32 protein-coding genes and 2 pseudogenes are annotated in these 26,883 nt (G+C 30.2%); 13 read left to right on the forward strand and 21 right to left on the reverse strand.

Annotated elements, in window-relative coordinates; translation table 11 throughout:
• Positions 1-261: 261 nt before the first annotated feature.
• Positions 262-1,641: a TIGR00375 family protein gene (locus tag MJ_RS09670; protein ID WP_341871962.1), complete on the forward strand. Its 1,380-nt coding sequence runs from the start codon at positions 262-264 to the stop codon at positions 1,639-1,641.
• A gap of 4 nt (positions 1,642-1,645) precedes the next feature.
• Here the strand turns inward: MJ_RS09670 and MJ_RS00220 are convergent, their stop codons facing one another.
• From MJ_RS00220 to mfnA, 8 genes are all read right to left on the reverse strand, one after another.
• Positions 1,646-2,428: an isopentenyl phosphate kinase gene (locus MJ_RS00220; protein WP_010869535.1), complete on the reverse strand. Its 783-nt coding sequence runs from the start codon at positions 2,426-2,428 to the stop codon at positions 1,646-1,648.
• 4 nt (positions 2,429-2,432) lie between these two features.
• Entirely contained in the window at positions 2,433-3,098 is a 666-nt protein-coding gene (locus MJ_RS00225; RefSeq protein WP_010869536.1) for a hypothetical protein, read from the reverse strand.
• Entirely contained in the window at positions 3,095-3,880 is a 786-nt protein-coding gene (locus MJ_RS00230) for an RlmF-related methyltransferase (RefSeq protein ID WP_010869537.1), read from the reverse strand. Before MJ_RS00230 ends, MJ_RS00225 begins: the two co-directional genes overlap by 4 nt.
• Before the next feature lie 18 nt (positions 3,881-3,898).
• A complete protein-coding gene (locus MJ_RS00235) occupies positions 3,899-5,185 on the reverse strand; it encodes an MBL fold metallo-hydrolase (RefSeq protein ID WP_010869538.1) in 1,287 nt (428 codons plus the stop codon).
• Positions 5,186-6,044: 859 nt separating this feature from the next.
• Entirely contained in the window at positions 6,045-6,725 is a 681-nt protein-coding gene (locus MJ_RS00240; RefSeq protein WP_064496375.1) for a translation initiation factor IF-6, read from the reverse strand.
• A 9-nt stretch (positions 6,726-6,734) separates the two neighbouring features.
• The gene (locus MJ_RS00245; RefSeq protein WP_209320031.1) at positions 6,735-6,986 is read right to left on the reverse strand and encodes a 50S ribosomal protein L31e; all 252 of its coding nucleotides are present in this window, start codon (positions 6,984-6,986) and stop codon (positions 6,735-6,737) included.
• 196 nt (positions 6,987-7,182) lie between these two features.
• Positions 7,183-7,362 (reverse strand): hypothetical protein, encoded by a 180-nt coding sequence (locus tag MJ_RS00250; RefSeq protein ID WP_064496376.1) that lies wholly within the window; start codon positions 7,360-7,362, stop codon positions 7,183-7,185.
• A gap of 213 nt (positions 7,363-7,575) precedes the next feature.
• Entirely contained in the window at positions 7,576-8,757 is a 1,182-nt protein-coding gene (mfnA, locus tag MJ_RS00255; protein ID WP_064496377.1) for a tyrosine decarboxylase MfnA, read from the reverse strand.
• A gap of 118 nt (positions 8,758-8,875) precedes the next feature.
• Here mfnA and pth2 point away from each other — a divergent pair, with 118 nt between their 5' ends.
• Positions 8,876-9,223, forward strand: a complete 348-nt coding sequence (gene pth2 / locus MJ_RS00260; RefSeq protein ID WP_010869543.1) for an aminoacyl-tRNA hydrolase — start codon at positions 8,876-8,878, stop codon at positions 9,221-9,223.
• An 11-nt stretch (positions 9,224-9,234) separates the two neighbouring features.
• Here the strand turns inward: pth2 and MJ_RS00265 are convergent, their stop codons facing one another.
• The 7 genes from MJ_RS00265 to amt all read right to left on the reverse strand — a co-directional run bounded on the left by MJ_RS00265 (position 9,235) and on the right by amt (position 15,274).
• Entirely contained in the window at positions 9,235-9,903 is a 669-nt protein-coding gene (locus tag MJ_RS00265) for a selenouridine synthase SelU-like subunit (protein WP_010869544.1), read from the reverse strand.
• Positions 9,904-9,913: 10 nt separating this feature from the next.
• Positions 9,914-10,570, reverse strand: coding sequence for a selenouridine synthase SelU-like subunit (locus MJ_RS00270; RefSeq protein ID WP_064496378.1), 657 nt, complete (start codon positions 10,568-10,570; stop codon positions 9,914-9,916).
• A 114-nt stretch (positions 10,571-10,684) separates the two neighbouring features.
• On the reverse strand, positions 10,685-11,530 hold the full coding sequence (locus MJ_RS00275; protein ID WP_010869546.1) for a methanogenesis marker 8 protein: 846 nt from the start codon (positions 11,528-11,530) through the stop codon (positions 10,685-10,687).
• Positions 11,531-11,608: 78 nt separating this feature from the next.
• Positions 11,609-12,292: a 3,4-dihydroxy-2-butanone-4-phosphate synthase gene (gene ribB / locus MJ_RS00280; RefSeq protein ID WP_010869547.1), complete on the reverse strand. Its 684-nt coding sequence runs from the start codon at positions 12,290-12,292 to the stop codon at positions 11,609-11,611.
• Entirely contained in the window at positions 12,285-12,683 is a 399-nt protein-coding gene (gene ribK / locus MJ_RS00285) for a CTP-dependent riboflavin kinase (protein ID WP_064496379.1), read from the reverse strand. The genes ribB and ribK overlap by 8 nt, the downstream gene beginning before the upstream one ends.
• A 27-nt stretch (positions 12,684-12,710) precedes the next feature.
• A complete protein-coding gene (locus MJ_RS00290) occupies positions 12,711-13,991 on the reverse strand; it encodes a cation:proton antiporter (RefSeq protein WP_010869549.1) in 1,281 nt (426 codons plus the stop codon).
• A gap of 125 nt (positions 13,992-14,116) precedes the next feature.
• Entirely contained in the window at positions 14,117-15,274 is a 1,158-nt protein-coding gene (gene amt, locus MJ_RS00295) for an ammonium transporter (RefSeq protein WP_064496380.1), read from the reverse strand.
• A 233-nt stretch (positions 15,275-15,507) separates the two neighbouring features.
• Here amt and glnK1 point away from each other — a divergent pair, with 233 nt between their 5' ends.
• The 6 genes from glnK1 to MJ_RS00325 all read left to right on the forward strand — a co-directional run bounded on the left by glnK1 (position 15,508) and on the right by MJ_RS00325 (position 18,986).
• Entirely contained in the window at positions 15,508-15,846 is a 339-nt protein-coding gene (gene glnK1, locus MJ_RS00300; RefSeq protein WP_010869551.1) for a P-II family nitrogen regulator GlnK1, read from the forward strand.
• Between the two features lie 149 nt (positions 15,847-15,995).
• Positions 15,996-16,754, forward strand: a complete 759-nt coding sequence (gene mtnP / locus MJ_RS00305; RefSeq protein WP_010869552.1) for an S-methyl-5'-thioadenosine phosphorylase — start codon at positions 15,996-15,998, stop codon at positions 16,752-16,754.
• 137 nt (positions 16,755-16,891) lie between these two features.
• Positions 16,892-17,134, forward strand: coding sequence for an ATP-binding protein (locus MJ_RS00310; protein ID WP_010869553.1), 243 nt, complete (start codon positions 16,892-16,894; stop codon positions 17,132-17,134).
• A gap of 12 nt (positions 17,135-17,146) precedes the next feature.
• A complete protein-coding gene (locus MJ_RS00315) occupies positions 17,147-17,770 on the forward strand; it encodes an L-threonylcarbamoyladenylate synthase (RefSeq protein ID WP_010869554.1) in 624 nt (207 codons plus the stop codon).
• 80 nt (positions 17,771-17,850) lie between these two features.
• The gene (locus MJ_RS00320; protein ID WP_064496381.1) at positions 17,851-18,387 is read left to right on the forward strand and encodes a hypothetical protein; all 537 of its coding nucleotides are present in this window, start codon (positions 17,851-17,853) and stop codon (positions 18,385-18,387) included.
• 38 nt (positions 18,388-18,425) lie between these two features.
• Complete coding sequence (locus MJ_RS00325) at positions 18,426-18,986, forward strand: hypothetical protein (RefSeq protein WP_064496382.1); 561 nt, start codon at positions 18,426-18,428, stop codon at positions 18,984-18,986.
• A 2-nt stretch (positions 18,987-18,988) separates the two neighbouring features.
• Here the strand turns inward: MJ_RS00325 and MJ_RS00330 are convergent, their stop codons facing one another.
• Both MJ_RS00330 and MJ_RS00335 read right to left on the reverse strand, forming a co-directional pair.
• On the reverse strand, positions 18,989-20,080 hold the full coding sequence (locus tag MJ_RS00330) for a DUF2117 family protein (RefSeq protein WP_010869557.1): 1,092 nt from the start codon (positions 20,078-20,080) through the stop codon (positions 18,989-18,991).
• Positions 20,081-20,182: 102 nt separating this feature from the next.
• Positions 20,183-21,607, reverse strand: a complete 1,425-nt coding sequence (locus MJ_RS00335) for a phosphoadenosine phosphosulfate reductase domain-containing protein (RefSeq protein WP_064496383.1) — start codon at positions 21,605-21,607, stop codon at positions 20,183-20,185.
• An 81-nt stretch (positions 21,608-21,688) separates the two neighbouring features.
• Here MJ_RS00335 and MJ_RS00340 point away from each other — a divergent pair, with 81 nt between their 5' ends.
• Entirely contained in the window at positions 21,689-22,000 is a 312-nt protein-coding gene (locus tag MJ_RS00340; RefSeq protein WP_010869559.1) for an FUN14 domain-containing protein, read from the forward strand.
• Between the two features lie 42 nt (positions 22,001-22,042).
• On the opposite strand, the gene MJ_RS00345 is transcribed toward MJ_RS00340, so the two are convergent.
• Positions 22,043-22,390: a DUF555 domain-containing protein gene (locus MJ_RS00345; protein ID WP_010869560.1), complete on the reverse strand. Its 348-nt coding sequence runs from the start codon at positions 22,388-22,390 to the stop codon at positions 22,043-22,045.
• Between the two features lie 157 nt (positions 22,391-22,547).
• Here MJ_RS00345 and argB point away from each other — a divergent pair, with 157 nt between their 5' ends.
• The 4 genes and pseudogenes from argB to MJ_RS00365 all read left to right on the forward strand — a co-directional run bounded on the left by argB (position 22,548) and on the right by MJ_RS00365 (position 24,539).
• Positions 22,548-23,438, forward strand: a complete 891-nt coding sequence (gene argB / locus MJ_RS00350; RefSeq protein ID WP_012980040.1) for an acetylglutamate kinase — start codon at positions 22,548-22,550, stop codon at positions 23,436-23,438.
• Between the two features lie 56 nt (positions 23,439-23,494).
• Entirely contained in the window at positions 23,495-23,743 is a 249-nt protein-coding gene (locus MJ_RS00355) for an antitoxin (RefSeq protein WP_010869562.1), read from the forward strand.
• The gene (locus tag MJ_RS00360; protein ID WP_010869563.1) at positions 23,740-24,012 is read left to right on the forward strand and encodes a type II toxin-antitoxin system RelE family toxin; all 273 of its coding nucleotides are present in this window, start codon (positions 23,740-23,742) and stop codon (positions 24,010-24,012) included. The genes MJ_RS00355 and MJ_RS00360 overlap by 4 nt, the downstream gene beginning before the upstream one ends.
• Positions 24,013-24,090: 78 nt before the next feature.
• Positions 24,091-24,539 (forward strand): annotated as a pseudogene (locus MJ_RS00365) (HAD family hydrolase).
• A 2-nt stretch (positions 24,540-24,541) separates the two neighbouring features.
• Here MJ_RS00365 and MJ_RS00370 read toward each other — a convergent pair.
• The 3 genes and pseudogenes from MJ_RS00370 to MJ_RS00375 all read right to left on the reverse strand — a co-directional run bounded on the left by MJ_RS00370 (position 24,542) and on the right by MJ_RS00375 (position 26,853).
• Entirely contained in the window at positions 24,542-25,618 is a 1,077-nt protein-coding gene (locus tag MJ_RS00370; protein ID WP_010869566.1) for an ATP-binding protein, read from the reverse strand.
• Positions 25,619-25,648: 30 nt separating this feature from the next.
• Positions 25,649-25,699: pseudogene (locus tag MJ_RS09910) on the reverse strand (hypothetical protein); the annotation flags it as partial.
• Between the two features lie 62 nt (positions 25,700-25,761).
• Positions 25,762-26,853, reverse strand: coding sequence for an ATP-binding protein (locus MJ_RS00375; protein ID WP_064496384.1), 1,092 nt, complete (start codon positions 26,851-26,853; stop codon positions 25,762-25,764).
• Between the last annotated feature and the right edge of the window lie 30 nt (positions 26,854-26,883).

Below are 26,883 nucleotides of genomic sequence, written 5' to 3' on the forward strand. Positions count from 1 at the left end.
AAGGATTTAAAAGTGGGCGATGTGATTGTCTATCCAATACCGAATAGAGTGAGAGACATTAAATATCTGTCATTAGATAAGTATCTTAGCAATATTAAAAGAGAGTTCTGTAGAAGTAGAATCCCAGAAAAAATTGAAGTTTCTGAAGAGTTTTGTAGATTAGTTGGATATTTCTTATCTGAAGGTTATTGCTTTAGAGATGGGATAGGATTTGCATTAGGAGAAAATGAGAAAAAAATCATTGATGATATAGAATATTTGATGAAGAAAATATTCAACTTAAAACCGAAAATAAGAGATGATGGAAGAAGTGAAGGAATAGAATTAAAATATTACTCAAGAGTTTTAAGAGATTTCTTTGGAGACATGTTTTATTGTGGAGACGAAAAAAGAGCTTGGAATAAAGCTTTACCTAATGAGTTTTTATATCTTCCTAAGAATAAACAACTTCAAATATTTATTGGATGGTGGAGAGGAGATAAAGGTGTAACAACTTCAGAGATTTTAATGAATCAGTTAAGATTGATTTCTTTAAGATTAGGTTTTATAATAACATTTAGCAAACATGTTCCAAAAAATCCAAAAATTGGAGATAGAGAAGTTATTAAATACCATGCAAGATGGCAGGGGAGAGTATCAATATTGGATGAAAAAATTGTAGATGAGTTAAAAAACGAAGATATTAAGCTTCCAAAAAAAGATGTTAGATATGGATGGATTAAAGGAAATTACCTATATGCTCCAATTATAAGAATAGGGAGGGAGTATTATGATGGATTTGTATATAACTTGGAGGTTGAAGATGATTCAAGCTATGTAACTGTTTCAGGAACTTTACATAACTGCTTTACTCCATGGACATCCCTCTATAAATCTTTTGATTCAATATATGACTGCTATAACAAAAAACCTGACTTTGTAGAGCTTGGTTTGTCAGCAGATACTGATATGGCAGACATGATTCCTGAGCTAAGAGATTTGCCATTTTTATCAAATTCAGATGCCCATTCATATCATCCTCATAGATTGGGAAGAGAATTTAATCAAATAGAGGTTGATTATATTGGCGGAATTGAAGATAACTTTGAACAAATAAAAAAGGCAATAAAACATAATAAAATTATAGCTAACTATGGATTAGACCCAAAATTGGGGAAGTATCATTTAACTGCTTGCTCTAAATGCCACACAAGGTTTAAGTTAGAAGATGCTAAGAAATATAATTGGAAATGCCCAAAGTGTGGAGGAAGTATAAAGAAAGGAGTTTTAAGTAGAGTTGAAGAGCTGAGTGATGGAAAGATAGAGCATCCAAAATTTAGACCTCCCTATTATAAGCTAATTCCATTGGCTGAGATGATTAGCCTAACTATTGGTAAAGGGATATTTACAAAGGCTGTTCAAAGCTTATGGGAGGAGTTTATTAAAAAGTATGGAAATGAGATTGAGGTTTTGATAAATGCTGATATTGATGAGCTTTCAAAAATACATCCAAAAGTAGCAGAGACAATTAATCTATTTAGGAAGGGAAAAATATACATCTATCCTGGTGGTGGAGGAGAATATGGAAAAATATCCTTTAAACCTCAAAAAGTAGAGTGGTATAGGGAGGAGGTAACATTAGATAGATGGTTAAAGCAATAAAAACTTATTCTGAAAAATCAATTTCTGTTCCTTCAACCTCCCCCAATAAAGCTTTGTATATATTATTAGCTTTATTTCCATTAAATACAAAACCTCTACACTTATTTTTCCTAATCATGTCTATCTTATACTTCATTCCACCAGTAACATCTATACTATTAGAACCACTTAAATAATTCAAAATTTTATAGATATTATTTTTATCAATCCTCTTTATTGGCTTATTATCTATTAAAACACCATCAACATCTGTAGCATAGAGAATTAAATCAGCTTTTAATTCATTTGCCAAATATGGAACTATGTCATCTCCAGAAATTATTCTATAGCCGTTTTTATCATCAATTACAATATCTCCATGAATAACTGGAACTAAATTCCTTTTAAGCATCTCTTTTATAGCAGAGGTATCAAAAATTAACTTATCCCCAAAAACGACAAACGAAGATGGTTGTATAGAAACAGCTGGGATGTCATAGCTCTGTAGAGTGTCTATAATGATGTTGTTAAATCTTCTCATTGCTCTTTGAATTTCCCAAAATCCTTTCTCCATGTTTATAAATATTTTTTTGCCATCTTCAATTTTTAAGTATTTTTTAGCTACTGGATGACCAAAAGCTCCTCCTCCATGGACGAGTATTAATTTTATCTCTTTATTTTGGTTTTTATAATAATCCAAGGCGTTTTTTATCTCCATTGCTATTCTCTCCAAGTTGTCCCATTTTATTGAGTATGGAACATTTTTATCTGATAAAATACTCCCTCCTAATTTTAATATGGTTAGCATAATATTACCTCCTTATAATTAAGACTTTATTTCCTCCTTTCATAAATTCATAATCTGTCTTTTCAATCCTTGCTTTATATTCCTTTAAAATCTTGTCCAAAAATATTGATTTCTCCCCTCTTAAATTTAATATTGGGAATATTCTAATTTCTTCAGAAATCCTTAAAAGCTCATCAATTGTTTCTTTATGGAATTGATAGTTGAGGATATTATCATACAACAACAAAAAATGCCCTACAAGAGAAATAGCAAATTCATCATCTTTAAAATTCGTTTTTGGATAAGTTGTGTAGATATATCTTTTCCTATTTGTTTTATAATCCTCAATAAATGTTTTGTAAGTTCTTTCTCTTGTTTTCTTCCATTCATCAACTGTTTTAAATTCATTCCAGTTAAAGTTGTTTTTAAACATCCCTCTTAAATGTTTTTCCATAAAATCCAAGTCTTTTTTACATTTTTCTTCAATTTCCTCTGGTTTTAGATTATAAATTTTATCTGAAGATGTAATGTTATAGCCTTTTTTATTCCCTTCTGCACAAAAAGAGCTAACTCCAGAGGCAACATCTAAGATTTTGTTGCTTAATAAATCTTCATTTAAATTAAACATCCTTACATATTCATTAAAATTCCTTCCAAGTAAGACAGTATCTTTTAAATTCAAATATCTCACCCTTTTATTCCCTTAATAATATATCTCAACCTATTTCCAGTTTTAATTTCATCAACCTCAACATCTAATCCAACTTCTTTCATCTTTTTAATTATAAGCTCTCTTCTTTTTTCTGGTTTCTTTGGCATCATTAAAGAGATAACTCCTTTTTTATTTAAAAAGTTGATTCCCTCCTCAATTATTTTAAATGAAAATTCCTCTCCAAATTTTCCTCCACCAATTAGCTCAACATTTTTAGCTAAAGCCCCCCCAAACTTTCTTCCACTTGCTACTGAATTTTTTGAATAGAAAGGAGGATAAGAAATAATTAAATCGAATTTTTTATCTTTAAGCTCTTCAATGCCTTCAATAGCTCTACCCTTAGAGTTTATAATCTTTATATCTAACTTATTTTTCTCTATGTTTCTTTTAGCAAAATCTATAAATTCTTCATCAACCTCAGTGGCATAAACTTCAGCATTATAAAATTTTTTTATTAATAAGGAGATTATGGCAGAGTGCCCAGTCCCAATCTCTAAAACAGTTGGTTTTTCTATACCAAGCTCCTTTAAAGTTTCAAAAGTGGATTTTATAAAGAGATATCTGTTTATTGGTGTAGGGATTAATCCATTTTTATGAAATTCTATATCCAAATCAAATAAAACTTTCAAAACTGTTTTGTTATATTCTATTAACGCCTCTTTGTCTTTAAAGTTAATTCTAAGCTTATCTCCTTTTTTATAAACATACTTTTTTAATTTTTCATTGTATTTTATAGCATCTTCAATCTTTAATCCCAACATATCTCTTCCTCTTTATCTTTAGATTCTTATTTTTTCTCCTAATTTTGGAGTTATTGCATCAAATCCATGTTCTAACGCCCAGTTTCTTAAAATTGTTGCCTGAACTTCCTCTCCATGTTGTATAATTAATAGCTCAGGATTGACTTTTTTAATTATCTCATGTAGCTCATCCATCCCAGCGTGGCATGAGAAGTTATACATGCAAACTTCTAAGTTTGGCTTAATTTCATCTTTTCCAATAAATATCTTTCCAGTTTCAATTAAATGTCTTCCATTGGAGTCTCTAACTTGGTAACCAGTTAATAATAAGGCATTTTTAGGATTATGCATGAATAATTTTAGATAATACAGTATAGGCCCTCCATCTAACATTCCTGCAGTTGTTACAACAATTCCTCCATTTTTTGATAAGTTTTCGATTGCTTTAATCCTGTCCTCTGATTTTTCAATTATTTTAACATTTTTTAGAGCTTTTTCTAATTGAGACGATTCATTTAGCATATGTTTATAGTTTAGCATTAACTTTGTAACTTCTACAGCCATTCCATCTAAGTAAATTGGAGCATCTATGTTGTAGTCATTTAAAATTAATAATATTTCCTGAGCTCTATCAACAGCAAAGACCGGAATTAAAGCAACTCCTCCCCTAAATAAAATCTCTTTTATCTTTTCTATAAAACTCAACTCTACGGCTTTTCTATCTGGGTGTATGCTGTTTCCATAAGTTGATTCTATAATTAAGATATCAATATCATCCTTTGTATAGCTTAAATCAGCTCCTTTGGTTAATCTTGTGTCCCTCAACTTTACATCCCCAGTGTATAAGATGGTTTTGTTATTTTGGTAATTTAATAATATGGATGCACTTCCTGGAATATGCCCAGCACTAAACAATTCATAGGAAAAATCTTTGTAGTATTTTTTATCGTTGTAATTTAATGGGATTGTATGCCTTATAGCTTCTTTTACATCATGGTTGTTGTAGGGGATTTTTTTATTTTCTGTTTCAGCTATTTTTACCATATCTTTTAATAAAACCTTAATTAATTTTTTTGATAATTCTGTTGTAATTACTGGAACATCCATCTTCCTATGAAATAGGACTGGTAAAGCCCCTGAATGGTCTAAATGGGCATGTGAGATAAAAACTTTATCAACATCTCTTATGGAGTTGTCCAATATAGGATATTCTATTTCTTTTCCAAGCTTAACCCCACAATCTAATAGTATTTTGCTTTTATCAGTTTTTATTTCTATACAACTTCTTCCAACTTCTAACGCCGCTCCTCTAAATATAATTTCCATGATACCACCATTTTTATTCAATTTTTAATTTCTGTTATTTTTGCTATTAAATACTTTTTATAAAATATTAATTGTTATATTCAAATATATTGATAAAGATAAAAACAAAATAACAATAAGCTGATTTTAATTAAAACAGAATCCCATTCCGAAACGGTCTGATTTTAATTATCTTATAAATTAAAAGCATTGAAATATAATACTCATCCGTTTCCATCCTCTATCCATTCTCTAAGAGGTCTGATTTTAATCTTCAGTAAATACTGTTTTAATGCCTTCAATCTTATCTATTTCCATCCTCCAAGAGGTCTGATTTTAACAATTATTTGGGAAAAGGGAAAAGTATCAATAACAGATAAATTTCCATTCCGAAACGGTCTGATTTTAACTAACGCCAAAAACCTCCATTACCCCCAGCATAACAACTGGATTTCCATTCCGAAACGGTCTGATTTTAACAGGGCAATCATTCACAACATAATATACTTCATCACTCTTAATATTTAAGCTTTTCTATACCATATTTTTCTAAGGGTAAATAACCATCTTACAATATAAACCTTTTAGTATTTAAAATTTTATCTCTTTACTAAAACTAAGCATTTTTATCTTCCTAAATTCAAAAATTTAACTTATTTGTTAGAGAAATCTTATTTACTTACCTAATTAATCTTAATTTTCAAAAATCCAAATAATTTAATTAAGTTAAATATTTTAAACAATCAAACCAGCAAACCCTTAGAAATTAAATAAAAATCCTTTGAACTAATTAATAACTTCTAAATACTCTTATTTTCAAATTTCAAACATATTCAACAAGACAATCCATTAACCAAACAACAAAATTGAAAATAAGTTATTAAATCAGGCCTAAAGCATCTTCAATGATTAAAAGCTCAGGCCCTGTTGTGTCTCCACCAACTACAGCTCCTTTGGAGTTTGCTATAATGCAAGCTCCAACTGAAGTGGTTCCTTTATTTGCTGTTCCTTTACCAATATATTCCACTTTGAACAAGCTTTTTAAGAATTCAAGTTCATCATCTTCCACTAAAGGATGGGTCAAACAGCCTTTGTTTGTTACAACGGCATTACTTCCAACGGTTGGAAGTTCAGCAATAGTGCCAATCTCAACCTCAACATTTAAGGAATCTTCAATATCCTTCTTAAAATCTTTTAGTTCAGGAGATATTAAAGCTCCTTTGTCATTTGTTAATATTAAGTTACCTAAAGCCGTGTTTTTTGATTTTATAATCTCAACATTTAAATCTAAATTATTTTCTTTTAGGAAATTTTTTATTCTATCTAATTCTTCATCTTCAACTATTTTTGGTAGTAATAGCCCATATTTATTTGCTACTGATAAAGAACCAACTAATGAACTGCCTCCAATATTAGTTTGGAGGCATTTTGTTTCTAAAACCTCAGATACTTCATTAACATCATCTTTGTCAAGAAAAATTGGTAATAGAGTTATTTCTTCAGTTGTTAATGCCAATACACCAATTGTGGGAATTCCTGAGAAGTATTTTCTTATAATCATGGTCATCCCTTACTCTGCAAGTGTAGCTATAACAACATTTCCTTCTTTAACTGCCTTAACTCTAACTCTTGCTGGTGGTTTTTGAATACCTCTCTCCCAAATCTTTTCATTTAACTCATTGTCAATTTTAACAATCTCAGCTTTCATGTGTCTCTTTAAAAACTGTTTTATCTTCTTTATAGCTCTTGGAGCTCTTTTTGTTCTAACTGATTTGTTTATAACATCTCTCAATGGGATTGTGTATATTCTCTCTTCCATCATCAACACCTCCAAAATAGTTAAGATGATAAAAATACCCTACCCATAGAGATATTGAAAATAGATATTTAAAGATTACGCTGACATCTCCAACCTTAAGTTTTGAAAAGTTTTCAATTTTTATAACATATATACGTAGCTAAATGCTGTAATAAATAATAAATATAAATATTACCAAATAAATAACAAATAAATAATCTTACTCTCTAAGAGCTTTCATATACTCTTCTCTTTTAATTTTTAGCTCATTTATCTTTTTATTGATATGTTTTATCTCCTCTTCATTTTTATACGAATTTAAGAGCCACTCTAACCTGGTTATTTTTTGATTAATTTCTGCTATATTTTTAATAGCAATTTTTCTCCAAGTTTCGTCCATACCCCTCCCCCATCTTAAATTTTTAAGTTACAAGGTATATGCCAAATAATATATACTGTATAACATTATATTGAGATTAATAGATATATGTAGATATAACCAAAAATAACAATTTATAATAACTAAAAGCATAAATTATTAATATACATAAATTATTAATATATTTATTATTTTATTAAGATATAAATACTTTTTCAATTTCAATCTTTTCAATCAATCCCTTTTAATACTATTCAATATTTCGATAAAATTATCTATATGCTCCCTCTTAATATGTGGCATAACAACGATTCTCAAAGCTTTAACACAATTGCAAACTGAAACGTAAATGCCTCTATCTCTAAGTTTTTTGCAGACTTCTTTATAATCTTCATCTTCAATTGCAACAATATTTAATATTGGTTCAATGACTGGTTTAAAATTATTTTCCTTCAATTTTTTGTAAAGATAAAGGGTGTTTTCCATACATTCATTAACAATTTTTCGCTGTCCCTCTCTACCTAAATATCTTAAAACTGCATAAGTGCAGGCTCCTCCGAATCCAACCCTTGTTCCTAAGATTGTTGCCTGTCTTGTTTCAGTTAAATAAGGGGCATCAACATCCAAATATCTTTTATAACCTATATCTTTAAATAGAATCCCTCCACTTGGGATTGGGCAGTGCCCCATTTTATGGGGGTCTATGGTTATAGAATCAACTCCCAAAGAAAAGTCAAATTTATAATTTACTCCTTTTTTCTTATATTTATCATCTAAAAATGGAATTACTAAGCCTCCAAATGCCGCATCTACATGGATATAAATGTTGTTTTCTTTTGCTATTTTACTTAGCTCCTCTATGTTGTCAATAGTTCCAAGCTCTGTTGTTCCAGCAATTCCTATAATGCCATCTACATCATAATCCTCTACGGCATCTTTAACGAATTTCTCATCTATTGTATAATCTTCTTTAATTGGGGCATAGATATACTCTAAGTCCATCATTTCTCTTCCTTTTTCGAATGAGAAATGGGCAGTTATTGGAACGATAATCTTTGGATGTTCATTTTTTGATAAGCCCTTTCTCCTTTTTTCCCTCCATATATTTTTTATGCATCTTAAAGCCATTAAGTTGGCTTCAGTCCCTCCACTAACTATATGTCCATAGGCATCTTTGTTATTTAACAAAGAACCCAATAAAGCCACAGCTTTTTCTTCTAACAATTTAGTCCCTTTAAATAGTCCAGGGTCTCCCAAGTTTGTTTCTAAGAAGATATCTACAATTTTTCTTGTTATTGGTAATACATTGGAACACATTGAACCGAAAATATTTCCATCTTCATACTTTAAATCCAAACTCCTATATTTTTTCAATTCCTCTAAAATTTCTTTCTCACTAACACCTTTTTCCTGCATGTTTCTCATCCTTTAATTTTTTTAGTTGATAAACATCATGATTAAATTTATAAGTATTTAATGCGTTCTTAGGTATAAATATAATACAATATACTAAACATTTATTTGAGGTTTAATTATGAAGATGGTTGTAGTAATAAGGAACGATTTAGGTATGGGAAAGGGAAAGATGGTAGCTCAGGGAGGACATGCAATAATAGAGGCTTTCTTAGATGCTAAAAGGAAAAATCCAAGGGCTGTTGATGAATGGTTGAGAGAAGGACAGAAAAAGGTAGTGGTTAAAGTAAATTCTGAAAAAGAGTTGATAGATATTTACAACAAAGCAAGAAGTGAAGGATTGCCGTGCTCAATCATTAGAGATGCAGGACATACACAATTAGAGCCAGGAACTTTGACAGCTGTAGCCATAGGCCCTGAGAAAGATGAGAAAATAGATAAAATAACAGGACATTTAAAACTTTTATAAATTTAAATTTTTTATTTATCTACTGCATGCTTAAACGCTTTAAAGCCACCTATTAATCTTTTAACTTTAAAACCCAATAGTTGTAAAATTAAAGCCATTGTTTGACTCCTCATCCCTCCTCTTGCACAGAAAACAACAATTAACTTATCCCTATCAAGTTTTTTTGCTTCATTTAAAATTCTTTTTAAGCTTTTCTCAACAATATCTGTTGCTATTTCTATAGCTTTTTCTCTACTTTCCTGCTTGTAGGTCTTTCCAATTAATGCATGCTCATCATCCAAAAATAGTGGAATGTTTATAGCTCCAGGGAGTGTTTCCTCCTTAAATTCTCTTGGACTTCTTGTATCTACAATAATAACATCCTCTTTTTTTATCAACTCTAACAACTCACTAACAGTTATTGTATTTTTAACAAATTCTCCCCCAATGGATTTTAAAAACTTGTTGATATCTATTCTTTCAAAGTATATGTCGTAATCTTTAAATTTTTTTACACCGACCTTTTTATCTTCTAAAAATTCTTTAGAGGCAGATAATATAAAAGAAGCAAGCTCTCCTTCAATTTTTCCAGCCAATATTTTTTTACCATTAGTTATCATCTTCCTCCCATCATTTAAAACAATACATAAAACAACATCCTCTGTAAAGGTTATTAGCCGAGCTAAAATTCCCTCGTCCATGTTTTCCCTCTTAAATTAAATTATGCTCCTTTAATTTTTTCTTAATAAATTCATCAATTATTTTAGCTGATTTTTTAACATCCTCATTATAAACAATTAAATCTGGCTTTATCTTTTTCACATTTCTCATATAATGTTCTCTATAAAGTTTTTCTTCAATTAATTTTGCTGCTTCATAGTATTTGTCTTGTTTTATGAGTTCAATGATGTTATCAACTGCTTCAATCATCTCTGGCTTTTTAAAACTCTCCTTTAATATTAAAAATTTGTTTATCAAAATTTCTTTCTCTTTTTCATTTTTTGGCTTATAAATGGAGACTAATCTGTTTATCTGGCATTCATAAGGACAGTCAATTAAGATTTTGTAAGTATAGTTTTTAATATCAGCCAACAACTCAGGAATTTTTAGCTTTTTCTCTCCACCAATCTTCCTTCCCTCATATTCAACCACTGCATAACCAAATTTTTTAGCCTTTTCAATTTCTTTATTTATTAGATAGTCAAACTCTTCCTGGCTTCTCATACTTAAGTGATATAAATCCCCTAAAATACTCCCTCTTGTTCTTGCAATTTCTTCAATATCTATTACAGGATGATGTTTCTTTAATTCATTTAATATTTCTGTCTTTCCACATCCTGTTTTTCCAAATAATCCGAAGATAATCATGTTTTCACCATTAAAACTTAATCCCATGTCTGGGTATAAATATGTTATTAAAAATGCTGATATATAGCAGTTATTGTTTTTAGTTTTGTAACAATATCTGTTAAAAAAATTTTTCTAAATCAAGGGCTTTGGCTGATTATCATTTAATACTGGCAAGTTCTCAATACTTATTAATACCTTATCTAAATCTTTAGCTCTCTCCAATAAAATCTCTTTTCCAAAATCAGATAATGCAAATATCGGTATAGTTTTTCCAATCTGTGCTTTTATCTTGCCTTTTAATTTTTCCCTTAAAACCTTTGATGCACATGCAGTTACTAAATCAAAGTATTTGGCTATTTCTTCACTTCCCTCAATTCCAGTTAAATGAACACCAAATGTTAATATCTTTATCTCATCATTTTCTAATGATTTGCATCTTTTAGCATCTTCTAAGTTTGTTACAGTAACAGCTATTTTTTTATAATCCAACTCAATAGCTTTTTTAACACCTTCAAACTGATTTATTTCAGCAGTTTTTTTATTTAAAACAACCCCTCCAGCTTTTTCAATCTTTTCTATAACCTCTAAAATGGGAGAGGTCTCTATTATTCCAGAGATTCTCCCACAGAGACCTTGAACTAAATTTGGATTTGAAGTTATAATAGTCCCAGCACAATCAGCCACTATAACAGCAACATCTATAGCTTTTCTCTTTAAAGCACTCATTAAAATCTCTGAAGCTCCAAAAGGAACTATATATCTACTTTCTTCAACAACTCTATTTTTTGTAAATAGCCCAAAATCCTTTATCCTAAATTCTATGTTTTCTTTTATGCTCTCTTTTGTTATCTCCTTTATTCCTCTATGCTTAGCAAACAATGGGCAGTATTTTATTTTTGGTTCTGTAACTTCAACAACTCTGCCATTTTCAACAACAACTCTTGCCTTTCCTAATGCCTCCATTACATGTCTATCCATTTACATCTCCCATTAAAATGATAAAAATTACAAAAAATCAAAAAAATAAAAGAAATAAAAATAATTAGTCTCTAACCTTTAATCTTTTAAATATTTATCCAAATAATAGTTAATTATCTCCTCTCCACTTAAATAAATTAAATTATGTTTTTCAGCATATCTTTTTGTTTCATTTTTGCTCATAGCATTTCCATCATCGCCCATCATTTCACATATTGTGGTTATAGGCACTAAATTGGCCAGCTCTGCCAAAGCTACAGTCATTTCAGTGTGTCCTTGCCTATTTTTAACTAAACCTTCTGCTGCCCTCAATAGAGTTACATGTCCAGGACTTCTAAATTCCTTTCCAAAGTCATTAAATCTTCCTTCTTTAACCAATTCAGCCAATTTTTTTATTGTAAATGCCCTATCATTATCTGTAATTCCAGTAAATGTCTTTCTGTGGTTTATTGTAATTGAGAAAGATGATTTTTCATCATAAGGAATGTCATTTGGATAAAGCTCCCTCAATACTTTAAATTTTTGAGATGCAAATTCTAATATATCAACCATGAATGGAATTCCTAATTTATTGCATATATCCGGATGTAAAGCTGTGCAAATCAATCCTCCAGCGTCTTTCCTCATTATCCTTATATGCTCTGGAGTTATAAATTGGGAGGCAACAACCATGTCCGTTTCTCCTTCTCTCTCATCTGAGTCATAAACTAAAATTATTTCTCCTTTTTTTAATGCTTCTATGGCTTTTTCTACATTATTCATCTTTATCTCCCTTAATTAGTATTTTTATAACATCTCCATCCTTTAAATTAAATTGCTCCCTAAGTTTCATTGGGGCAATTATCTCTATAATCTCACTACTATGATATGTTTTTTTCGGCACAACTATCGCCCCATCTATTTTTTTATTACCTATTAATATTTTTATTGGTAAAACCTTAACTCCAAAAAATCTTTTCCCATTAAATTCAAAATCCTCTGTTTCAATATATTTAAATTTGTTTATATCAAATTCTCTATCTAATTTTAAATTTAATGTCCCCTCATAAGGTTCAAAGCCAAGAATCTTCTTAAATATCTCTTTGTAAGGAGGGAGGGATAAAAAATATCTCCCTTCTCCAAGTCCTGAAACTACTTCTCCCTCAATAATCATCAATTTCACCAAAAAATTTTAATAATTTTAATGGTGGGATTCTTCTTTATACTTTGGTTTATACTCTCCCAACAACTTCAAAGCCAACATTCCAGCCCATGATGCCTCTAAGATAACACTCAATAAAATTGTCATAAATGTTCCAATGATTATTGTTCCTGCAATATCTGTTGGAGTAATATATTTTGTTATAGATGCTGGAATCTTATCAGCATTTTTCAATATTTCTATACCAACAGTTACAGCTAAAGCGGCAGGAACAACACCTCTTGGTCCCTCTAAGGCAAAATAGAGTTTTTCTTTAAATGAATGTTTTGAACCTATCAAACCCAAGAAGACCCCAAGAGGTCTTGCTAAGAATATAGAGCCAAGAGCTACTAACAAACCTGGAATGAAATAATTTTCTAACATGCTTAGCTTTATACATGCTCCCAAAAATACAAAAATAAACACTCTTGCCAACAAAGATAAATCATCACAGAACGATACTATATATTTATAATCTATATCATCCGCTCTAAATAATGCATCTCCCAAGTAAAGTCCCATTATTGCAACAGCCATATAACCACTAAATCCATAACCACAAATACTTGGCAATAAATCATCTCCCACATATAAAAGGAGCATTGCTCCTCCAAGAACTAATGGAGCCACATACTCATGGAAGTCACAATGTATAATAATTTTTTCATATATTTTAGCTAACAATAAGCCAACAACTATGGCTCCACCAGCAAGTGTAATTAAATCAATTAATGGATTTGATGAGGAAAATAAACCAAACAACCCCAAAATAACACTGGTTGAAACTATTCCCAATGGGTCGTTAAAGATACTCTCCGCCTCTAACGTTATAGCTACTTCAGGATTTGTTCTAACTCTTGAAAACACTGGAATTAAAGTTGCTGGGTCTGTAGCAGCAGTTATTGCTCCAAATAAATAGCCAACTGGGGATGTATATGGAAGATTTAAGACCATATTAAAAATAAAACCAGAAATAAGTAGAGTAATTAAAAATGTTATTGTATCTAACCTCACTACTGTTTTTATAACTCTCTTAAGTAGTGAAATCCTCATTGTAAATGCTCCTCCCAACAAAATAAATATTAATCCTATCGGTCCCGCATATTCAAAAATCTCCATTGCTGAATCTGATGGGATGATTTGTAAAAAAGGCCCTATGATTAAACCTAACAATAACAATAACGGTATATCTGGAATTTTTAACTTTTCAGCAATTTTTGCCACTAACGAACCAAGAACTAAAGCTAATCCAAGGTAACCAATAGCCATCATAAGTTCCATGTTATCACAATATAAAATTATCTTTTTGGCTGAATATTTAAAATCTAAAAATCATATAAATATTTTATCGAGGAAAATAATTGGAGATTAAAAAAAGGAATATGCGTAATAAAAAATTATTAAGTTTATTCTTCTGAATATGCAGTTGTTTGCAATATTGCAGTATCTAAACCAACTTTCTCTGCTTCTTCACTGACTCTTAAGCCAATTGTTAAATCCAACCCTTTATAAATAATTAATCCTCCAACGATTGCAATTAAAGCAATAACAATAGCCCCAATTATTTGCCCAGTAATTGAAACTTTAGACACTGCATCAGCTTTTAATAAGAATGGAATTCCTGCACAGATAACTCCAATCAAACCACTCATAGCATGAACTGGCCCTATAGCACAGACGTCATCAATCTTTAATTTCTCTTCAATAAACTTGTATGTAAATGGCTGCTGAATCCCTGCTAATAAACCAACTATAAACGCTCCAATTGGAGTGAATAAATCAACTCCACTACAAACAGCTACTAAACCAGCACACATACCGTTTGCTGTGTAAAGAGGGTCGTTTCTTGAGCTTAATGCTCCCCCTATAATTCCTCCAGCTAAAGCCATTGTTGTTGCCATAGCTACGCTTGCCAACTCTACTCCATTAGCTATGCCAGAAGCACTTCCAATGTTGAATCCGTACCATCCAAATGCCAAAATAAAAGCTCCTAAAACAGCTATTGGAATGTTATGCCCTGGAATTGCCTGTGGTTTTCCATTTATATATTTATCAATTCTTGGCCCTAAAACATAGGCAGCCATTAAACCAACTAAACCACCAAATAAATGAACTGCCCCACTTCCAGCATAGTCGTGGAAGTTTATTCCTAAATTAGCAAAACCTCCTCCCCAAACTAAATGTTCAACAATTGGATACAAAATACCTCCAACAATCAAAGCCCCTATAAAGTAAGGTAAGATTTTAATTCTTTCAGCGACTCCTCCTGTTATAATTGTAACTGCAGCAGCGGCAAACATAACCATCTTCATCCACCAAGCTCCCAAATCAGCATCAAAAGTTCCTGTTATTAAGGGCATTATATTTTCAAATCCGTAAGAGATACCATAACCAATGAACAAATAAGCGATAAACACTGCAGCTAAATCCAACAACTTTAAAACACAATGATATGAGACGTTTTTAGCCCTAAACTGCCCTATTTCCAACGCAATAAACCCTGCCTTCATGAAAAATATTAACGATGCTGCCCACATAAAAAAGAAAACATCAATACCATCCATATGTTTCACCTCAAACACTTTTATAGGAATTATCTTACCTACTACCCATCTTCCTAATTCCCCTAATGGAAAAGCTTAAATATATAACTTACTAAGGAAAGAATTTTCCTTCCTATTATTTAGGAATAAAGAATCTTTTTTCCTTTTAGATAAAAATAAAAATGATTACTACCAAATTCAAATTAATCTAAAAACCACCAAATTTGTAAAATTATAAAAATGAGGTTGAGATTATGAAAAAAGTTGAAGCAATCATAAGACCGGAGAAGTTGGAGATTGTTAAAAAGGCTTTGTCTGATGCTGGGTATGTTGGAATGACTGTTAGTGAGGTTAAGGGTAGGGGAGTTCAAGGTGGAATAGTTGAGAGGTATAGGGGGAGAGAGTATATTGTTGATTTAATTCCAAAGGTTAAGATTGAGTTGGTTGTAAAAGAGGAAGATGTTGATAATGTTATTGATATCATATGCGAGAATGCAAGAACAGGAAACCCAGGAGATGGAAAAATCTTCGTCATACCAGTAGAAAGAGTCGTAAGAGTAAGAACAAAAGAAGAAGGAAAAGAGGCATTATAACTTTAATCTATTTTTATTTTTCAGGATATCTATTATATCCATTAAAATTTTTATCAGATGGGTTTTAAATAAAACATAGAAAATTATTTTAAAGTTATTAAATAAAACTTAGTTTATTTATTTTTAATCATGTTATTTTTGGTGATAGTGTGATTGGTATAATAGGAGGGACAGGAATAGCTGAAATATTAAAAGGAGACAAAGAAGAGATTATAAATACAAAATATGGGAAAGCAAGAGTTATAATTGATAAAGAAAACGAAGTAGTTTTGTTATTTAGGCATGGAGTAAGACATAACATCCCACCACATAAAATAAACTATAGGGCTAACATCTACGCTTTAAAAAAGTTGGGAGTTGAAAGAATATTGGCTATAAATTCAGTTGGTTCATTAAAAGAAGATTTAAAGCCTGGAATGTTTTTTGTTCCAAATGATTTTATAGAATTTACAAAGAAGAGAGAAGAGACGTTTTACGATGAAGGAAAAGTTGTTCATATAGATATGACAGACCCTTACTGTCCAGAGTTGAGAAATATTTTAAAATCAATATTAGATAAAAATAACTTCTCTTATGGAGAAGGCGTTTATGTTTGCACTGAAGGACCGAGATTTGAAACAAAAAAAGAGATAGCCATATACAAAAACTGGGGGGATGTTGTAGGAATGACTGGATATCCTGAAGTTGTTTTAGCAAGGGAGTTGGAGATGTGCTATGTCTCTCTATGCAACATAACAAACTATGCCTGTGGAATATCAAAAAATATTTTAACAGTTGATGAAGTTTTGGAAAAAATAAAAGAGATGGAAAATAAAATTTTGAAAGTTGTTGAGGACTTTATAAATTATGGCTTTGGAGAGAGAAAGTGTATCTGCAAAGATGCTTTGAAACATGCTGTTATTGGGTAAATTATAAAACTAAAATCCTTTAATTTACACCTCCGAGCGTAAGCGAGGAGGTGTTGGGGTATCCCAATAGGGTTTCCCTATGGGCTTTAAAACATGCTATTATTGGATAAGCTATTATTTTTATTTTAGGTGAGATAATGTTATCTAAAATTTTAGGTATATTTAAAGGCAAAGAAAAAATTGAAGAGAAATCAAATAAAATAATTGAGATTGATTATAACAAATGTAAAAACTGTTTATCATGTTATAGAGTCTGTAAAAATAACGTTTTTGCTATAAAAAACAATAGAGTTGTTGTTAAAAATGAAAATAACTGCACAAAGTGTGGGGAGTGTTTAAAAGTTTGTAGGTATGGAGCAATAATACTTTATGATGCTTAAAAGGGATAACCTATGGGACTAAAAAACAAGATAATAAAAATCTACGAACTTAATGAAGAGGAGAGAAAAAAAGTTTTAGAATTTTTAAAAAAAGAGATATTAAATGGAAAGATTGTCATCTGTGGGACTGACACTTTATATGGTATTTCAGCAAACGCTTTAAATGAAAAAGCAGTAAGAAAAGTTTATAATATAAAGAGGAGGGAGTTCAACAAGCCTCTATCAATATGTGTTAGAGATAAGAATGAGATTGAAAAATACGCTTATGTAAATGATTTAGCTAAAAAAATTATTGATAAATTTCTTCCAGGACCTTTAACGATAATTTTAAAGAAAAAACCAGGTATTCCAGATATTGTAGCTAAAGATTATATTGGGATAAGAATCCCAGATGAACCAATTATTAGAGAGCTTTCTATAGTTCCTTTAACAACCACATCAGCAAATATTTCTGGAAAAGAAAGCCCTACTACTGTGGATGAGATAGATAAAGAAGTGTTGAAAAAAGTAGATTATGTTATTGATATTGGAAAATGCAAATATTCAAAACCTTCTACAATTATTAAAATAGAGGATGATAAAATAATATCAATTAGGGAGGGAGTCATCCCTATTCAAAAATTAGCGAGATGTTGATACCTAAAAATAAGTAATTATAATATGATATAATTATTAAGTAAAGAACTTAATTAAAAATTGAATTTCGGGTGTTTCAAATGGAAAATAGAAATGATGAACTTTTTATAAAATTGGATAGTTCTATAAAATCACTACTAAGAAGTGCCAGAGAATTCAAAAAAGAGAATGAAAGTATCTCCAATGTGCTATTACAATTAGCGGAAATGTTGGATAACATTGATAAAACATTAGAAATTATTGAAAAAAACTTTCAAATAATTCTAAAAAATCGTGAAAGTGGTAAATTTTCTAATAATGAGATTATCCAAAAATTTGTTAAACCTTTAGAAAATTTAATCAAAGTTATTGAAAATATTGAAAGCACATCTAACAATTTAAAAAATGAAATTGAGAATTGTGCGTCATCAATCCCTACATTAAAAGAAATAACAGATAAACTTAAAATTATAAATATGGAGTCAGCAACTCAGGCCATAGAGGAATTTAAAATAGCATACGACATGTTAGAGGATAACAGAAAAAATTTAGATGAGTTAATTGAAAAAACTAAAATATTAAAAGATAAATTAAAGAATCTCCTTCTACAAATTGATAATTTTCTAAATGAGCATTGAAAATAACTTTTGTGGGGAGGGGCGTTTAGGTGATAAAGATGAACGATAAACAAGCTGATTGGCTTAATAAATTAATAGAAGAACTCGACAAGAGCTCTTCAAGCGTTTTAGAAACAGAAATTGTATTAGATGAAATTATAACAAAGCTTAATAACTTAATTTCTGAAATTAACAACTATATCACTGAAATACATTATGGATTAAGAATAACAAATGAGAGAATAAATCTATCTGTTTCAGAATTGGATGAATTAGAGAAAAAATTAAAAGAATATTTAGATTTTGCAGAAAATATGAAAAAATCTGTTGAAAATACCCATAACGCAATAATAGCTGTTAAAAATGAAATGAGAGATATAAAACATTCATTAGAGGAATCTTCACTCAAAATAAGCAATAGATATAACCTTATGGAAGATACTTTAAAACATCATAGCAAAAAGATTGAAAGTTTAAGCAACAGCATTAAATCCTTATCAAAAACTCAAGAATCTATAATTAACTCTATAAATTCAACTAAAATGCTACTATATATCACAATTGCATTAACTGTTGTAAATCTGATTATCTCACTAAAAACTTCAGGCATTATTGGCTAAATTTAATAAACGAATTCTTCATAACAAATATTATTATCATTAAATATTTTTTTAACTTCATCTAAAAGCTCTTGATAGCAGTATTTTTTGTTAAGGTTTAAATTTTTTTCTAATATTCTGCCAACATCATCATCCCGCATATTTTTAATTAGAAAAATTACTGAACCTTTTAATATAACTGGATTTTTTAATATCTCATCTCTATCCCCATCTGTAATGCCAATAATCTTTATTCCAAATCTTGCCAATATATCTCCACATATTGTTGTAGTATCATCTCCAATTGTAATCACTGCCACAACGCCTTTATTTTTAATCATCTCTATAACATCCTCTCCAGCATGATTTATAATGATTGTATATCCTTCATCAATCTCTTTACTCTCAATCTTTGGATTTGTTGGATGCCTCCTCAAAATCCCGGTTTTTATAACTGCCTTTTTTAAATCAACATTTTTTAATTTTTCAATTCCTCCTTCCTTTAACTCTCCTCCAATAATATCAACTAACTTCCCATTCTCAGCAATTAAAATAACTTCATTACTCTTAGCTTTTCCAACAACAATGCCATTTACCAATATTGCTTCACCAACATCAACACCATGAACCTTTCTAAAAACTCTCCCCTCTTTTTCCCAAACCTCTAAGCCATTACTTATACATTTTTCAATCTTTAAATTTAATTCTTTTGATAAATAATTAGCTATTTCTTTAACAATTTTTGAATTATCATCATTCCAAATAATTATAGTTCCATCCTCTTCTCCCGGTCTCTCAATCTGAATTATTGGTTTATTTAAATTAGCTCTCTCAACTACGATTTTTCCAAATGTATGCCCTGTAATCTTAGATTTTCCATAGTTCATTAAAATTAAAATATCATTGTTAGCTAATTTTTTTAATGATTGGGAAGGCATCAATTTTTCAGATATATCAATAATATCTTGCAGATTGTTGTCTATAACAGCAACTCTTCCCATTGTACCTCCTAACTTTGCCTTAACCTCTCCAAATTTCTTCAGTAAATTTATGATTTTTAATGCGTAGCCACTATCTATAATCTCAGGTCCATGAATAACAACACCAATCCTCATAATCTCACTTTAAGTAAATAATTAATAAATTTCACTATTTGTAAGGAAATAATTATAAAATGTTTCCCTCCATATAAAGAAACATTATATAAAGCTTAAAGTTTATTGCCTTTTATGTTTCCATCTCCACAAACCTTTTTTTATCCACCCCTCTCCTAAGTTATGTTTTTCAGCATATTCTCTCAAAACATTTTCCCACTTTTCCCAAAGTTTTGGAAATTCTCTTTTTATTTTATTCATCTCTCCCATTTCCATAGCTGGACACATAAAACAGCCAATCCTATCAAATCCCTTCTCATACAGTTTGTTGTATGGAGCTTTCTCTCTCAACAGATATATCCAAACATGCAGAGAACTCCAATGGAATATTGGGAGGGCATTTATCTGCTTTTTAATGTAAGTGTTTCTATGAATTCTCTTTTTAGTAGCTCTATTAAAGCTCTCATACTTCCTAATCCCAACAAAGGACAAAACATCATCTTCGTAATTCTCTTCAATAAACTTTTTTAACGGCTCTAACTTACAGATTTCAGAACACCATCTATAATCTCTTGCTGGAATGCCGTATTCTTTAACTTTCTCCCAGAAATTCTCTCCTCTCAGCCTAATTATTTTAATACCATAGTGTCTTTCAACATCTTCAACGTTTTTTAGTGTTTCCTCAAATTCTAAGCCAGTGTCTATAAACACAACATCTATGTCTTTACCTAAAGCCTTTAATGTTAAAATTAAAGTAACTAAGCTATCTTTTCCTCCAGAGAATGCAACCATAACGGGTTTTTTAATTTTTTCATAAGTATTTTTTATAAATCCAATAGCATTTCTTTCATAATTATCTATAACTCCCTCATTAGCTCTAACCATTAAATCGAATGCCTCTTCTAAGTTATCATAAATCTTTCCAGGCTTATAATCTTCATTATCTTTAATAAAAAATCTAACCTTAACTACTTTTCCCTTCTCCATGTTTTTTATATCTTCGGAGGAAACAACAGCTAATCCAACACCAACAACTCTGTCATTCTCATCAACTATTATCACATCATCTTTCTCTTCAATATCATCCGTAAATTCGACTATTCCAGGTCTTAAAACAGAACCCTTTCTATTTTTTAAAAATTCTACAACATCATTCTTTATTTTAATTATTTTTTTGTAAGCTCCTTTTTCCATTAAATCCTTTGCTCCATTTAACTTTAGCTTAACTTTCCATTTCTCCTTATCTTCATCAAAATATATCAGATATTTAACTTCTCCATCAACTATAATCTCATAAGCCTCCTCATTACCAGGAATTTTATTTAACAAAATAATTTTTCCATTTAATACATTTTTAGCTCCAAATTCTTCTTCCAAAATTTTATTTATAAAATCCATGTCATACTGAAATCCCAATCTTGGGTCTCCTGGTGGAGTTAGCTTTACTTCTTCAGCTTTTGAGCCACAAACTTCACAAACTCTCCCTAATAATGGGACATTACAATTTTTACACCATTTTAAATGTATCTTTCCAATGTATGTCTTCATAATTATCACTTCCCACAAAGAAACTTTTATATACCAAATTAAAGAAAATCTTTTTAGTTTTAGATAAGTTATTTATATAGGGTGATTATTTTGGACTTCTCACAGTTTCTTCCAGATATAGGTAGCGGATTTATTATTGGATTTGTTATTGGCTGGGCTGCAAAAAAGGCTATAAAAGTAGTGGCATTCTTAATAGGGATTTATATATTATCTTTGCTCTATTTGGCTAAAATAGGAGTTATTAGCATTAATAAGGAAGCGTTTTCAGCATTACTTGGAAATCTTGAAAATTCGTTATTGGTGTTTGGAGATAAGATTATTGGACTTATCCATTCATTTTCGTTTGGGACATCTTTCCTAATAGGATTCGGACTGGGATTTAAAAAAGGATAAAATTATAAAATTTAATTTAATTTAAAATTTAATTAATTTTTTTTATTTTTCTAACTCTACAACATCAACGGGCTCTAATGGAATATTTTTTAAAACTTTTCCAATTGTTGCCTTAGCTATTCTAATAGCATGTTCTGGACTTTCAGCATTAAATACCTTCATAGATAGTAAAACACCAACCAAAGCTGTTCTTGCTACAACTAAAACACAATCTACCAACTCTCCACATTTCGGACAGATAGTTAATCCAATGTCTATATCTACATAGTTCAATCCTTCTTTATTCAACATCTTCCCTATTTGTGATATAGTTACGCTTATAGCGTCTTCAACATCATCTACGTTTCTCACAATATATGCAGCTTGTAAAGTCACATGATAATTCGGCATCTTATCTCACCAACTACCAAAAATCTCGTTTTATCTAAAATCTTAATTTTTATTAATTACCTTAGTTACGGCTTCTATTATTTAAAGTTATTGTTTGATAAATTTTAAATAATTCCTTTATCCACTCATAAACTTAAAAGGTTTTATGGGGATGGACATGATAGAGATGATTGAAAAGGCAGAGATTTTAATGGAAGCTCTTCCATTCATACAGAAATTTTATGGGAAGATTTTTGTCATAAAGTATGGCGGGCATGCGATGATTGATGAGAAGGCAAAGAATTGGACTGCTCAAGATGTTGTTTTGTTGAAGTATGTTGGAATAAATCCAGTTGTAGTTCATGGTGGAGGTCCAGAAATCAACAAAGCAATGGAAAAAATGGGGAAGAAACCAGAGTTTGTCCATGGGTTGAGAGTTACTGATGAAGAAACTTTAGATATTGTTGAAATGGTTTTAGCCGGAAAGATTAATGGAGACATTGTCTCAAAGTTATCAAAGTTTGGTGGAAAGGCTGTTGGACTATCTGGAAAATCTGGAAGGATAATTTTAGCCAAGAAAAAATTAAAGAAAATAAAAACTGAAAAAGGGGAGGAGATAGAGGTTGATTTAGGTAGAGTTGGAGAGACAGTTGAGGTTAATACTGAACTATTAGAGATTTTGATAAACAACGGCTACATCCCAGTTGTATCACCAATTGGTTTGGATGAGAAGGGAGAGGCATATAATTTAAATGCCGATACCGTTGCTGGAGACATAGCTGGAGCTTTGAAGGCGGAGAAGCTTATTTTAATAACAGATGTTGATGGAATAATGGATGATATAAATAATCCAGAGACGTTGCATAGAAAATTAACAGCTTCAGAACTAAAAGAAATGATAGAAGATGGAAGAATAAAGGGAGGGATGATTCCAAAGGCTGAAAGTGCCTTATATGCCTTAGAGCATGGAGTTAAGAGCGTTCATATAATAAATGGAAAGATTCCTCATGCTTTGTTGTTGGAGATATTTACAGAGGAGGGTATTGGGACGATGATAACAAGAGATTAAAGTTTTTATATTATAAACTACTTAAGAATTAAAATAAGACAAATAAGGGGATAACTATGCTCAATATAAACAAAGAGATAGCACAAATAGAAACTGAATTGAATGAATTGAAAAAATTGAGAGATGAAATCTCTGAAAGGATTGAAAAATTAGAAATAAAGTTATTAAAATTGAAAGCATTAGCTATTCCAGAGGAGGAATTTGAAGAGGATTATGAAGAAATTATAGAAGATGTTAAAAAATCTCTGGATAAAAAAGAGACTGTGCCAGCAGAAGAGGCTTTGAAAGAATTGGGATTATTATGAAGTTTAACGTTGAGATACATAAAAGAGTCTTAAAAGATTTAAAGGATTTGCCTCCCTCAAACTTAAAGAAGTTTAAAGAACTAATAGAAACATTAAAAACCAATCCCATTCCAAAAGAAAAATTTGATATTAAAAGATTAAAAGGCAGTGATGAGGTTTATAGAGTTAGAATTGGAAAATTTAGAGTTCAATATGTTGTTTTATGGGATGATAGAATAATAATAATTAGAAAGATAAGTAGAAGAGAAGGAGCTTATAAAAATCCCTAAGCTATTAAAAATTCTAATGGCTACATTTTTATATCTCTTTTCTTAATTCAAATAGAAAAAACAGATTCGGCTGATACCATGATTATTCTTTTAGATTTAAATGGAACAATAGCTACTGATGGGAAGATAAAAGAGGGAGTTAAAGAGAGATTAACTATTTTAAAAGAAAGAGCTGAAATATATATTTTATCGGCAGATACTTCGGAACTTTAAACGATATTGCTAAAAGCTTAAATGTCAAAGGTATGAAGGTAGATAGAGAGAAATACGGCAGTGAAAAGATAGCTAAATTAAAAATTTTAGAAGAGTTAAAAAAAGAAAATCCCAACAAAAAAATTATTGCTATAGGAAATGGAAATAACGATGAACTATTATTAAAAAATGCTGATTTAGGCATCTGCGTTATTGGAGATGAAGGAGCTTGGAGTAAAACGATATTAAGCTCTGATATAGTTGTTAAAGATATAAATGATGCTTTAGATTTATTGTTAAATGAAAATAGATTGAAAGCTACAAGTAGGGATTAAAATTATAGCAATCTCTTTATAGCATTCCAGACTAAATAACTTTGAGGCTTTAAAATTCTCTTTTGCGGATTTAAAAATAAAATATTCTCCTTAACTAAGTAAACATAAACTGGTGTTGGAATATCTTTCTTAGGTATCTCATACTTATCCTTAAATAATCTTAATGCTTTAATGATATCTTCTTTATTTATCTCAATAACTTCATTTCCAACCTCTACCCTTGGCTTTGAATAATCTAAAATTTCTAAAAACATATCTAATTTAGAAATCTCATCATTTAACAGGTAATCTAAAACTTCCTTTAAATCTTTAAAATTGCTTTCTTCAACAACATATTTTATATCCTTTGGCTTCCCTCCTACGTAATTATAGATTAACTCTTTATCTTCATTAGTTAAGCTGATGTTATTCTCTTTAGCTAAAAAATCCATAAACTTTAAGGCAGTTTCTTTATCAAAATCATCCACCAATAGATACTTAGCCCTACCATCTAACATCGCCTCATTATAAACCCTCTCTATAAACAAACTATCAGAACTTAAACAAAAAACATGACATAGATGCTTATGCTTTGTTAGAGAAACAAAATAATTAAACAACTCATAGATTAAGAATCCATTAATCTTCATATCACCAATCTTTTGTAATTCATCTATAATTAAAATTGGCTGTTTCCCTTCTTTTTTAATATCCATTAATACTTTAGTTATATATCTAAAGACATTTTTAGTTGTCTTTTTCTTCAAGATTTCTTCTAATGTATTTTTTGGTGCTGGAATACCACATAGAGAAGGAACGTCCTTTATCAAACTCTTTATAATTTCTACTGGCTTTTTATTTCCCTCATATTCTTCAAATAAAACTTCAATGAAGTCGTCATACTTAGAAATAAAAATCTCCCTTAAATCAAAATAAAACACAACATATTTATCCTTGTCCAACCTATTGTTAATAATCTCATTGATTAAGGCAGTTTTACCGCTATTTATAGGGCCGTAGATAAAATAAACGTCATCTGGCTCTCTATTTAATATATGAAGTATTTCAGCAATCTCCTTTTCTCTATCAAAGAATTTCATAGAAACACCCCTTCTTTATCAAACAAAGCTCTATAATAACTTTTTTATAGCATTCCATACTAAAAAACTTTGAGGCTTTAAAGGAAACTTTTAGTAAAAGTTTCATCAAAACTCGTCCATTAAGTTGGGACTTTCAGTCCCAATTAATGTCCATTCAGTAATTTCTTTATAGCATTCCATACTAAAAAACTTTGAGGCTTTAATGTCCCTTCTATTGGATTTAAAAACAATATATTTTTCTTAACTAAAAACTCTCTAATATTCTTAGGTATTTTTATATCTTCAATTTCATAATTTTCTTTAAATATCTTCAATGCATCAACTATTTTGTTATAAAGCTCTTCATCATCTTCTTTAACATCCTCTAAGAAGTATTTTAGCTTTTGGATTTCTTCTTTGAGCATGAACTCCAAGATATCCTTTAACTCCTTACCAAGCTTTAGCTTAATAATCACATCATAAACATCCTTTGGCTTCCCACCAACATAGCTATAAATTAGCTCCTTCTCATCCTCAGAAAGTTTCCTGCCTAAAATATCCTCAGATAAAAAATCCATAAATTTTAAGGCAGTTTCCTTATCAAAGTCATCCACTAATATATAGTCAGCTCTCCCTCTGAGTTCAGCCCTATCATAAACATACTCAATAAATAAACTATCAGAGCTTAAACAAAAACAGTGCGTTATATGCAATTCCTTAGTCAATCTAACAAAAAAATTAAATAAATCATCTATCAACTCTCCATTAGATTTCAATCCTTTTAATCTCTGCAGTTCGTCAATAATAATTACAGGCTTTAGACCCTTTTTATTCATCTCTCTAAAAACTCTCTCCAAGTATCTAAAAACATCAAAACCCTTCTGTTTGGATAGAATAACTTTTGCCAAGTCAGAAGGGAGAATAATGCTCTCATTGAACAGTTTTGCTGTTTTTTCTATAAATTTGATGCCTTCAACTAAAACATCAGCATCTTTTACCATCTGTTTAAATTTGTTATCCTCCCTAATTTCAAACATTATATCAAAAAAATCACTATAAGATGATATTCTAACTCCTCTTAGATTATAGTAGAAGATTCTATATTTTTTGTCATCTTTTAATCTGTTGATTATCTCCATCATTAGAGTAGTTTTCCCACTGTTTATAGGGCCGTAGATGAAGTAGATATTATCTGGAGTTTCATCCAAAATGCCCAAAATTTCATTAATCTCCCTCTCCCTATCAAAGAATTTCATTATCAATCCCTCTATGTTGATTATTTTATT

Source organism: Methanocaldococcus jannaschii DSM 2661, assembly GCF_000091665.1.
In the GTDB taxonomy this organism is placed as follows: Archaea; AGJL01; Methanococci; order Methanococcales; family Methanocaldococcaceae; genus Methanocaldococcus; species Methanocaldococcus jannaschii.

Bases quoted from the DNA above. Each gene is read 5' to 3' on its own strand.
- MJ_RS00230 (WP_010869537.1), bottom strand. From the start codon at position 3,880: ATGTTGGGATTAAAGATTGAAGATGCTATAAAATACAATGAAAAATTA.
- MJ_RS00375 (WP_064496384.1), bottom strand. From the start codon at position 26,853: ATGAAATTCTTTGATAGGGAGAGGGAGATTAATGAAATTTTGGGCATT.
- MJ_RS00240 (WP_064496375.1), bottom strand. From the start codon at position 6,725: ATGATTATAAGAAAATACTTCTCAGGAATTCCCACAATTGGTGTATTG.
- MJ_RS00245 (WP_209320031.1), bottom strand. From the start codon at position 6,986: ATGATGGAAGAGAGAATATACACAATCCCATTGAGAGATGTTATAAAC.
- mfnA (WP_064496377.1), bottom strand. From the start codon at position 8,757: ATGCAGGAAAAAGGTGTTAGTGAGAAAGAAATTTTAGAGGAATTGAAA.
- ribK (WP_064496379.1), bottom strand. From the start codon at position 12,683: ATGATTATTGAGGGAGAAGTAGTTTCAGGACTTGGAGAAGGGAGATAT.
- MJ_RS00315 (WP_010869554.1), top strand. From the start codon at position 17,147: ATGGGACTAAAAAACAAGATAATAAAAATCTACGAACTTAATGAAGAG.
- MJ_RS00270 (WP_064496378.1), bottom strand. From the start codon at position 10,570: ATGATTATCTTCGGATTATTTGGAAAAACAGGATGTGGAAAGACAGAA.
- MJ_RS00370 (WP_010869566.1), bottom strand. From the start codon at position 25,618: ATGAAATTCTTTGATAGAGAAAAGGAGATTGCTGAAATACTTCATATA.
- MJ_RS00345 (WP_010869560.1), bottom strand. From the start codon at position 22,390: ATGCCGAATTATCATGTGACTTTACAAGCTGCATATATTGTGAGAAAC.
- MJ_RS00355 (WP_010869562.1), top strand. From the start codon at position 23,495: ATGCTCAATATAAACAAAGAGATAGCACAAATAGAAACTGAATTGAAT.
- MJ_RS00335 (WP_064496383.1), bottom strand. From the start codon at position 21,607: ATGAAGACATACATTGGAAAGATACATTTAAAATGGTGTAAAAATTGT.
- argB (WP_012980040.1), top strand. From the start codon at position 22,548: ATGATAGAGATGATTGAAAAGGCAGAGATTTTAATGGAAGCTCTTCCA.
- MJ_RS00360 (WP_010869563.1), top strand. From the start codon at position 23,740: ATGAAGTTTAACGTTGAGATACATAAAAGAGTCTTAAAAGATTTAAAG.
- MJ_RS00265 (WP_010869544.1), bottom strand. From the start codon at position 9,903: ATGGACGAGGGAATTTTAGCTCGGCTAATAACCTTTACAGAGGATGTT.
- MJ_RS00325 (WP_064496382.1), top strand. From the start codon at position 18,426: ATGAACGATAAACAAGCTGATTGGCTTAATAAATTAATAGAAGAACTC.
- MJ_RS00330 (WP_010869557.1), bottom strand. From the start codon at position 20,080: ATGAGGATTGGTGTTGTTATTCATGGACCTGAGATTATAGATAGTGGC.
- MJ_RS00275 (WP_010869546.1), bottom strand. From the start codon at position 11,530: ATGGATAGACATGTAATGGAGGCATTAGGAAAGGCAAGAGTTGTTGTT.
- amt (WP_064496380.1), bottom strand. From the start codon at position 15,274: ATGGATGGTATTGATGTTTTCTTTTTTATGTGGGCAGCATCGTTAATA.
- glnK1 (WP_010869551.1), top strand. From the start codon at position 15,508: ATGAAAAAAGTTGAAGCAATCATAAGACCGGAGAAGTTGGAGATTGTT.
- MJ_RS00290 (WP_010869549.1), bottom strand. From the start codon at position 13,991: ATGGAACTTATGATGGCTATTGGTTACCTTGGATTAGCTTTAGTTCTT.
- MJ_RS00250 (WP_064496376.1), bottom strand. From the start codon at position 7,362: ATGGACGAAACTTGGAGAAAAATTGCTATTAAAAATATAGCAGAAATT.
- pth2 (WP_010869543.1), top strand. From the start codon at position 8,876: ATGAAGATGGTTGTAGTAATAAGGAACGATTTAGGTATGGGAAAGGGA.
- MJ_RS00220 (WP_010869535.1), bottom strand. From the start codon at position 2,428: ATGCTAACCATATTAAAATTAGGAGGGAGTATTTTATCAGATAAAAAT.
- MJ_RS09670 (WP_341871962.1), top strand. From the start codon at position 262: ATGAAGAAAATATTCAACTTAAAACCGAAAATAAGAGATGATGGAAGA.
- MJ_RS00320 (WP_064496381.1), top strand. From the start codon at position 17,851: ATGGAAAATAGAAATGATGAACTTTTTATAAAATTGGATAGTTCTATA.
- MJ_RS00235 (WP_010869538.1), bottom strand. From the start codon at position 5,185: ATGGAAATTATATTTAGAGGAGCGGCGTTAGAAGTTGGAAGAAGTTGT.
- ribB (WP_010869547.1), bottom strand. From the start codon at position 12,292: ATGAATAATGTAGAAAAAGCCATAGAAGCATTAAAAAAAGGAGAAATA.
- MJ_RS00310 (WP_010869553.1), top strand. From the start codon at position 16,892: ATGTTATCTAAAATTTTAGGTATATTTAAAGGCAAAGAAAAAATTGAA.